The sequence below is a fragment of the Cellulomonas pasadenensis genome (assembly GCF_047229365.1).
Taxonomy (GTDB): Bacteria; Actinomycetota; Actinomycetes; order Actinomycetales; family Cellulomonadaceae; genus Cellulomonas.
This window is the reverse complement of the sequence record NZ_JBFTEP010000140.1, coordinates 1-8,886: the sequence shown is the minus strand read 5'-3', so window position 1 is coordinate 8,886 and position 8,886 is coordinate 1. Positions and strand designations below refer to the sequence as shown.

Genomic DNA, 8,886 nt, shown 5'->3' with positions numbered 1-8,886 from the left:
CACCCACGCGCCGGTGTCGTCCAGGACAGCCGCGAGGCGCTGCGTCCCGTCCTGGAGGACCTCCGACATCTCGTCCCGCGGCCCTGGGTGGGCGGCGGGTGGCGGGCGGGGCGGCGGGCGCGGACCACGCGGACGGGGCGGCGGGGTCGCGGTCGAGCGGGAGCGCGGTCGGCGGCGCCACCGCGCCGGACGGTGCGGGGTCGGGCGCGGGCCGGACCGGGGCGGGGTCGGTCGGCACGGGGGCCGATGGCAGGGGGTCGGACGGGACGGGCTCCGACGGCACGAGCTGCGACGGCACGGGGGCGGAGGGGACGGGCGCGGAGGGCACGGGGGCGGACGGCCTCCGCTCGGACGGCGCGGACGCGCTCCCCGCGTCGCGCGGCACCCCCGGGCGGTCGGCGGCGCCCCGTCCCGGCCCGCGCGCCCCCGCGGGCGCCGCGGCGTCGACCACCCGGGTCCCGGACGCCCTGTCGTGCCAGCCGCGTCGGTGCGGCCCGCGGTCGAACACCGCGGAGGCCGCGACCAGCCACGAGCCGACCAGCAGCAGCACGGCCCCGAGCCCGACGACGACCTGACGCACGAAAGCCCGCCCCACGCCGGGTGCGCCACCGGTCGCGTGCGCCACGGTGCGGAGGTTGAGGGCCGCCGCCCCGGCCGTCGAGCCGGTCACGCCCTCGGCGACCACCTGCGCGACGGCGACGAGGACGGCGGCCGTGGCGGCGGCCGACAGCGGTGGCGCGCCCGCGGCCGTCGCGGCCACGGCGGCGGCACCGGCGCCGATCGCCAGCACGGCGGCGTCGACGACCTGCGCGAGCACGCGCCGGCCGACGGACGGGGGCTCCGGGACGGGCGGCGCCTCGACGGCCCGGCGGCGCACCGCGGGCCCGAACGGCGCGGGCGTCGCACCGGCGTCGCCGGCGCGACGCGCGACCGGTGCGGGCAGGTCGTCGCGCCGGTCCCGGTCGTCCGGTCCCTCGTGGCGCACGGGCGGCGACGGCACGGCCGTGCGACGACCGGTCGTGCTGCCGTCGGAGGCGCGCCGGGCCAGGTCGGCGCGCGCGATGAGCGGCACGCGGGCGCCGCACACGGAGCACGACGCCGCCTCGGGCGGCAGCGGCATGCCGCACGTGGCGCACCGGGGGGCGGCGGCGCGCGTGCTCACGGCCGAGCCCCCGCCGGACGGGCCGTCATCGCCCGGCGGCGTCCGGGGCGCCGGTGCGCGTGACCGTGAGCGCGTCGACCACGACCACCGTCACGTTGTCCTGGGCGCCGGCGGCGAGCGCCTCGCGCACGAGCCGCTCGGCCGCGTCCCGGGCGTCCGGCTGCACGCGCAGCACCGCCTGGATGCGGGCGTCGGGCAGCACGTCCGTCAGGCCGTCGGAGCACACGACCATCCGGTCGCCCTGGCTCACGGGGAACAGCCACAGGTCGGGCTCGACCGACGCGGACCCGCCGCCGAGCACGCGCGTCACGACGTGCCGGCGCGGGTGGTACGCCGCGTCCTCGACCGACAGCAGCCCTTCCGCGACGAGCTCCGCGACCTCGGAGTGGTCGCGCGTCAGCTGCTCGAGGATCCCCCCGACCATGCGGTACGTGCGCGAGTCCCCGACGTTGAGCACGAGCCAGCACGGCTCGCCGTCCCGGCTCGTCACCACCACGCCCGTCAGGGTCGTGCCGGGACGTCGCTCCCCGCTCGCCGGCAGGTCCCGGACGCGCCGGTGCGCCTCGCGCAGCACGTCGCCCGCGTCGTCGAGCGTCGGCTCGGCGCCCGCGAGGACGCTCACCACCTCGATCGCGACGCGCGACGCGACCTCGCCGGCCTCGTGCCCACCCATGCCGTCGGCGACGACGTACAGCCCGTCCGCCGCCCACGCGCTGTCCTCGTTGGTGTCCCGTGCCGCCCGGTCCGTGGCGACCGCGGACCGCAGCTCGACGCCCGCTCCCATCACGCCGCCCGGCTCACGAGGCGCGGTCGACGAGCGCCTCGGCGAAAGCCACGAGCGCGTCCTTGACGGGCCCCGCCGGCAGGGGCGCGAGCTCGGCCACGGCCTGGTGCGCGAGCTCCACCGCCTTCGCACGCGTGCGGGCGACGACGTCGTGCTCGCGCAGCGCGGCGACGGCCTCGGCGAGCGCGGCGTCGTCGGAGAGGTCGCCGTCCAGCAGGGCGAGCGCGGCGCGGTCCGCGTCCGTGGCGTCGGCGGCCCCGGCCCGGGCACGCAGCAGCAGCGCGGGCAGCGTCGGGACGCCCTCGCGCAGGTCGGTGCCGGGTGTCTTGCCCGTGACCGTGCCGTCCGACGTGAGGTCGATGACGTCGTCGGCGAGCTGGAACGCGACGCCGACGCACTCGCCGAACCGGGTGACGGTGCGCACGACCTCCGCGGAGCAGCCGGCGAACATCGCGCCGAACCGCGCGGACGTCGCGATGAGCGACGCCGTCTTGTCGGCGAGCACCTGCAGGTAGTGCTCGACCGGGTCCTCGTCGCCGCGCGGGCCGACCGTCTCGTGCAGCTGCCCGAGGCAGAGGCGCTCGAAGGTCGCGGCCTGGATGCGCACCGCCTCCGGCCCGAGCCCCGACACGAGCGACGACGCGCGCGCGAACAGCAGGTCGCCCGTGAGGATCGCGACGGAGTTGCCCCAGACCTCGTGCGCCGACGGCGCCCCGCGGCGCACCGGCGCGGAGTCCATGACGTCGTCGTGGTACAGCGTCGCGAGGTGCGTGAGCTCCACGACGGCGGCCGCATCGACGACCTCCCGGCGGTCGGCGTGGCCGAGCTCGGCCGTGAGGAGCGTGAGGAGCGGACGCAGGCGCTTGCCGCCCGCGTTGACCAGGTGCCGCGACGCCAGGTCGGCGATCGGGTCGGTCGAGGTGACGGAGTCGCGCAGCAGCTCCTCGACCAGGGACATGCGCCCCGTGAGGCGCTCCGCCAGCTCGGCGTCGTGCAGCGGGAGGGCGAGGGCGGTCGTCACGGGACGAACCTATCCGTCCGCACGTCGTCGCACGGAACGGGACGTCGAGGACGCCCGGTTCCGCCACATTCGTCCGGCCCGCCGCGGTCGGGTCACGGCAGCAGCACCGCCACGTCCGCGATCGTGTCGAGCACCGGCTGGGGCACGACGCCGAGCAGGACGGTCAGCAGGGCGCACACCGCCACCGCGACGACGGTCAGCCCCTCGCCGCCGACCACGGTGGTCGTGCCGCGCGCGGGCTCGGCCGCGGTCCCCGTGGACGCCGCCGGGGACGGGCGCGCCGACGCGGGCGTCGCGCCGGGCGCGTCGTCCGCTCCCGCGGCCGTGGCGCCGCCGCCGACGGTCACGGGCACGCGCGCACCGTCCCCGCCCGCACCCGCGCCCGCACCCTCGCCGGCACGGTCACCCGCACCGTCAGCGGCACCGTCGTGCGGGACGCCGTCGCGCGCCCCGGCGGGCTCGGTGAAGAACATCAGCACGATGATGCGGACGTAGAAGAACGCGGCCGCCACCGACGACAGCACGCCGACGAGCGCGAGCGGCCAGGCACCGCCCTCGACGGCGGCGGTGAAGACGGCGAACTTGCCGGTGAACCCGGCGGTGAGCGGGATGCCCGCGAACGACAGCAGGAAGAGCGTGAACGTCACGGCGAGCAGCGGGTGCGTGCGCCCGAGCCCGGCCCACTGGGACAGCCGCGTGGCCTCGCCGAGCACGGCCGGCTCCCCGTCGGCGTCGCCCGTGCCGCGCTCGCGCACGAGGGTCACGAGGCCGAACGCGCCGACCGTCGTCGCGCCGTACGCCAGCAGGTAGAACAGCACGGCCGTGATGCCGCTCGCCTCGAGCGCGACCACGCCGGTGAGCACGAACCCGGCGTGCGCGATCGACGAGTACGCGAGCAGGCGCTTGACGTCCGTCTGGACGAGCGCGGCGACGGTGCCCACGACCATGGTGAGCAGCGCGACGACCCAGAGGACGACCTCGAGGTCCCACGACATGCCGGGCAGCATGACGTAGACGACGCGCAGCAGGGCGCCGAACGCGGCGACCTTGGTGCACGCGGCCATGAAGGCGGTGACCGGCGTGGGTGCGCCCTGGTAGACGTCCGGCGTCCACATGTGGAACGGCACCGCGCCGACCTTGAACAGCAGCCCTGCCAGCAGCAGCACCGCGCCGATCAGCAGCAGGTCGTCGAGGCCGCCCGGGACGCTTGTCGCGGCGGCGATGTCCGTGAACCGCACGGAACCGCTGTAGCCGTAGAGCAGGGCGATGCCGAACAGCATGATCGCCGAGGCGAACGCGCCGAGGAGGAAGTACTTCATCGACGCCTCCTGCGACAGCAGGCGGCGCCGGCGCGCCAGGCCCGCGAGCAGGTACAGCGGCAGCGACAGCACCTCGAGCGCCACGAACAGCGTCAGCAGGTCGGCCGTCGCGGGGAAGATCATCATCCCGCCGGTGGCGAAGAGCAGGAGGGGGAAGACCTCGGTCTGGCGCAGGCCCTTGCGGCGCGCCACCTCCTCGTAGTCCGACCCGGGCACGGCGGCGCCCGACGGCGCGAACGCGTCCTCGCCGCCGGTGAGGCGGTCCGCGAACAGCAGCACGGACAGCAGCGCGAGGAGCGCGAGCGTGGCCTGCAGCACGAGCGTCGGCCCGTCGACGACCAGCGAGCCGGTGAGCACGTCGGTGCCGCCGGTGCGGCGCACGTCCGACCACAGCGCGGCGACGGCGACGAGGGCGCCCGCGAGGGCGGCGACGCTGAGGCCGAGCTGCACGGGGCGGCGCAGCCGGTCGGGCACGAAGGCCTCGACGAGCACGCCGACGACGGCCGCCAGCAGCACGACGAGCACGGGGACCAGCGGGCCCCAGGCGATGTCGGGTGCGGTGAAGGTGTTCACCGGTCGCTCCCCTCCTCGGACGCGGGCACGGCAACGAGGACGTCGGGCTCGACGTCCTCGACGCCCACCTGCGTGAGCGTCGTCTCGGCGGCGGGCCGCACGAGGTCGAGCGCGGGCCCGGGCAGGAACCCGAGCACCAGCATCGCGGCGATGAGCGGGCCGACGACCCAGCGCTCGCGCGCCGACGCCTCCGGCATGGCGGCCAGCTCGGGACGCACCGGCCCGGTGAACAGCCGCTGGTACGTCCACAGCACGTAGACGGCGGCGAGCACGACGCCGAGCGTCGCGACGCCCGCCGCGACCGGGTGCCGGCCGAAGCTGCCGACGAGCACGAGGATCTCGCTGACGAACGTCGACAGGCCGGGCAGGGACAGGGCGGACAGGCCGACGACGAGGAACATCCCCGCCATGACCGGCACCACCTTCTGCAGGCCGCCGAAGTCCGCGACCTGCTGCGACCCGCGCCGTGCGGCGAGGAAGCCGACGAGCAGGAACAGCGCCCCGGTCGAGAGCCCGTGGTTGACCATGTAGAAGGACGAGCCCGCCACCGACGTCGACGTGAACGCGAAGATGCCGAGCACGATGAACCCGAAGTGCGACACCGACGTGTACGCGACGAGCCGCATGAGGTCCTTCTGGCCGATGGCGAGCAGCGCGCCGTAGAGCACCGACACCGCGGCGAGGGCGATGACGGCCGGCGCGGCCCAGCGGGATGCGTCCGGGAACAGCGGGAGGCAGAGCGTCAGCATGCCGAACGTGCCGACCTTGTCGAGCACGCCGACGAGCAGCGTCGACGTGCCGGCGGGCGCCTGCTCCGCCGCGTCGGGCAGCCATGTGTGCACCGGGAACATCGGCGCCTTGATCGCGAACGCGACGAAGAACGACAGGAACAGCCACCGCTCGAGGGTCGGGTCGAGCGCGAGGCCCGTGAGGTTCTCGGTGAGGAACCCCTGCGGCCCCCGCGGACCCTGCAGGTACAGCCCGATGACGCCGATGAGCATGATGAGCCCGCCGGCGAGCGAGTAGAGCAGGAACTTCACCGCCGCGTACCGGCGCCGGGCGCCGCCGAACCCGCCGATCATGAAGTAGACGGGGATGAGCATCGCCTCGAAGACGACGTAGAACAGGAACACGTCGCGCGCCGCGAAGACGAGGACGACGAACGCCTCGAGCAGCAGGACGAGCGCCAGGTAGTGGCGCAGCCGGTCGGTCGGCACGTCGCCCGAGCCCTGCTCGCGCCAGGCGGCGAGCACGACGAGCGGCACGAGCACGACCGACATGGCGATGAGCGCCAGGCCGACGCCGTCCACGCCGAGCGCCCACGAGACGCCGAACGCCGGGATCCAGGGGTACGTCTCGGTGAGCTGGTGCGTGCCGGCCGCCGCGGTGTCGAAGGCGCCGAACGCCGCCGCCGTCAGCAGCAGCTCGAGCAGCGCGACCGCGAGCGCGACCGTCCGGCTGTGCCGGCGCGCGCCCGCGGGCAGCGCCCACAGCGCCACCGCGCCGAGCACGGGCAGCACCACCAGCGCGGTGAGCCAGGGGAAGTCCGTCATCTGTCCGCCTCCTCCGCCTCAGCCGCGCACGGCCAGGACGACGACCGTGAGCGCCACGAGCCCGATGAGCATCGACGCGGCGTAGGACCGGGCGTACCCGTTCTGCACGCGGCGCACCGCGTCGCCGACGCCGACCGTGGCGCGGCCGAGGCCGGTCGCCGCGTTGTCGACGACGGCCTTGTCCCCGTACACGAGCGAGCGCGTCAGGTACCGGCCGGGCTCGACGAGGACGGCGTCGTTGACGACGTCCTGGTAGAGGTCCTTGCGGGCCGCGCGCGTCGCGACGGTGCCGCGCGGCGGGGCGACGGGGACCTGCCCGACCGCGTACATGCGCCACGCGAGCACGACGCCGACGAGCACGAGCGCGAGCGTGGCGCCGACGATGACCGGCACGGGCAGCACGGGCTCGTGGTGCTCGGTGTGCCCGACGGACGGCTCGAGCCACTCGACGAACCCGGCACCCGAGAGCAGCCAGCCGAGGCCCACGGAGCCGACCGCGAGCACGATCATCGGGACGGTCATGAGCAGCGGCGACTCGTGCGGGTGCTGCGCCGACCCGTCGCGCCGGGCGGACCAGCGCTTCTGCCCCTCGAAGGTGAGGAAGAACAGGCGCGACATGTAGAACGCCGTGATGCCGGCGCCCAGCAGCGCGATCCCGCCGAACACCCAGGCCCGCCACGGCTCGCCGTCGACCGGCACGAACGCGGCCTCGATGATCTTGTCCTTGCTCCAGAAGCCCGCGAACGGGAAGACGCCGAGGATCGCGAGCCAGCCGGCCATGAACGTGACGTACGTGATCTTCATGTACCGGCCCAGACCGCCGAACCGGCGCATGTCGACCTGGTCGTCCATGCCGTGCATGACGGACCCGGCACCGAGGAACATGCCGGCTTTGAAGAAGCCGTGCGTGACGAGGTGGAAGATCGCGAAGGCGTACCCGACGGGCCCGAGGCCCGCGGCGAGCACCATGTAGCCGATCTGCGACATCGTGGAGGCGGCCAGCGCCTTCTTGATGTCGTCCTTGGCGCAGCCGACGACCGCGCCGAAGAGCAGCGTGATCGCGCCGACGACCGCGACGACGAGCTGCGCGGTCGGCGCCGCCGCGTAGATCACGCCCGAGCGCACGATGAGGTAGACGCCGGCGGTGACCATGGTGGCGGCGTGGATGAGCGCCGAGACCGGCGTCGGGCCCGCCATCGCGTCGCCGAGCCACGACTGCAGCGGGAACTGCGCCGACTTGCCGCACGCGGCGAGCAGCAGCGCGAGGCCGATGAGCGTGAGGGTCCCCTCGCTCGCCTGCGCCACGCCCGCGTGCACCGTGCCGAAGTCGAGGCTGCCGAACGTCGCGAACATCAGGCCCATCGCGAGGATCAGGCCGACGTCGCCGACGCGGTTGGCGACGAACGCCTTCTTGGCCGCCACCGCGTACGGGGTGTTGTGGTTCCAGAACCCGATGAGCAGGTACGACGCGAGGCCGACGCCCTCCCAGCCGACGAACAGCAGCAGGTAGGAGTCGGCGAGCACCAGCAGGAGCATCGCGGCGACGAACAGGTTGAGGTACGCGAAGAAGCGCCGGCGGTCGACGTCGTGGTCCATGTACGCCACGGAGTAGACGTGGATGAGCGTGCCGACGAACGTCACGAGCAGCACGAACGTCAGCGACAGCGGGTCGACGCGCAGGCCCGCGTCGACGCTCAGCGCCCCCGCGTCGACCCACGTGCCGAAGGAGACGTCGTGCACGCGCTCCTCCGCCGGGCGGCCGAGCAGCCCGACCAGCAGGACGGCGGCGACCACGAACGACGCGGCGGACGCGAGCACGCCGAGCCAGTGGCCCCAGCGGTCGGCGCGGCGGCCGAGGAGGAGCAGGACGGCGGCCGACAGCAGCGGCAGGACCACCAGCAGCGCGGCGGTGCGCGCGCCGTCCCACGGCACGGTCGCCACCGCGGGGTCCGCGGCGGCCACGACGGCAGGCGTCGTCAGGGACATCAGGGTGTGCACGTGCCGCCCCTCAGCTCTTCAGCAGGTTGACGTCGTCGACGGAGGCCGAGCGCCGGGTTCGGAAGATCGACACGATGATCGCCAGCCCGACGACCACCTCCGCGGCCGCGACGACCATCACGAAGAACGCGAGCACCTGGCCGGTGAGGTTCCCGTGGTAGCGCGAGAACGTCACGAGCAGCAGGTTCGTCGAGTTGAGCATGAGCTCGACGCCCATGAACACGATGATCGCGTTGCGCCGCAGCAGGACCGTGGTCGCGCCGATCGCGAACAGGATCGCGGCCAGCACGAGGTAGTGGGTCAGGCTCACCGGACGACCTCCTCGTCGCGCATCTCGTCGCCGTCGGCGGTGTGCGCGTCGGCGCTCGCCGCGGTCGGCTCGTCGGCCCCGTCCGCGCCGCCCGGTGCGTCCGGCGGGGCGTCCTCCTGGCCGGCGGCGTGCACCGCGAAGCCGTCGGGCCCGAGGGTGTGCACCG

At 74.9% G+C, this 8,886-nt stretch carries 7 protein-coding genes; all 7 read right to left on the bottom strand.

All coding sequences use genetic code 11. The features are described from left to right. Nucleotides 1–1,120 (bottom strand): RDD family protein (locus AB6N23_RS15550; protein ID WP_412866905.1); only part of this gene is annotated, 1,120 nt, incomplete at its 3' end. A gap of 67 nt (nt 1,121–1,187) precedes the next feature. Then, the gene (locus tag AB6N23_RS15545) at nt 1,188–1,946 is read right to left on the bottom strand and encodes a PP2C family protein-serine/threonine phosphatase (protein WP_412866907.1); all 759 of its coding nucleotides are present in this window, start codon (nt 1,944–1,946) and stop codon (nt 1,188–1,190) included. Nucleotides 1,947–1,959: 13 nt separating this feature from the next. Further along, nucleotides 1,960–2,904, bottom strand: coding sequence for a polyprenyl synthetase family protein (locus tag AB6N23_RS15540; protein WP_412866906.1), 945 nt, complete (start codon nt 2,902–2,904; stop codon nt 1,960–1,962). A gap of 155 nt (nt 2,905–3,059) precedes the next feature. Then, nucleotides 3,060–4,859, bottom strand: coding sequence for an NADH-quinone oxidoreductase subunit NuoN (nuoN, locus tag AB6N23_RS15535; RefSeq protein WP_412866904.1), 1,800 nt, complete (start codon nt 4,857–4,859; stop codon nt 3,060–3,062). Further along, on the bottom strand, nt 4,856–6,412 hold the full coding sequence (locus AB6N23_RS15530; RefSeq protein ID WP_412866903.1) for an NADH-quinone oxidoreductase subunit M: 1,557 nt from the start codon (nt 6,410–6,412) through the stop codon (nt 4,856–4,858). The genes nuoN and AB6N23_RS15530 overlap by 4 nt, the downstream gene beginning before the upstream one ends. 18 nt (nt 6,413–6,430) lie before the next feature. Then, on the bottom strand, nt 6,431–8,410 hold the full coding sequence (gene nuoL / locus AB6N23_RS15525; RefSeq protein ID WP_412866902.1) for an NADH-quinone oxidoreductase subunit L: 1,980 nt from the start codon (nt 8,408–8,410) through the stop codon (nt 6,431–6,433). Nucleotides 8,411–8,420: 10 nt separating this feature from the next. Continuing rightward, complete coding sequence (nuoK, locus tag AB6N23_RS15520; RefSeq protein ID WP_412866901.1) at nt 8,421–8,720, bottom strand: NADH-quinone oxidoreductase subunit NuoK; 300 nt, start codon at nt 8,718–8,720, stop codon at nt 8,421–8,423. Between the last annotated feature and the right edge of the window lie 166 nt (nt 8,721–8,886).

What these genes read in the sequence shown, in the direction of transcription:
- AB6N23_RS15545 (WP_412866907.1), bottom strand. Translation starts at nt 1,946, where the DNA reads ATGGGAGCGGGCGTCGAGCTGCGGTCCGCGGTCGCCACGGACCGGGCG.
- AB6N23_RS15540 (WP_412866906.1), bottom strand. Translation starts at nt 2,904, where the DNA reads ATGTCCCTGGTCGAGGAGCTGCTGCGCGACTCCGTCACCTCGACCGAC.
- AB6N23_RS15530 (WP_412866903.1), bottom strand. Translation starts at nt 6,412, where the DNA reads ATGACGGACTTCCCCTGGCTCACCGCGCTGGTGGTGCTGCCCGTGCTC.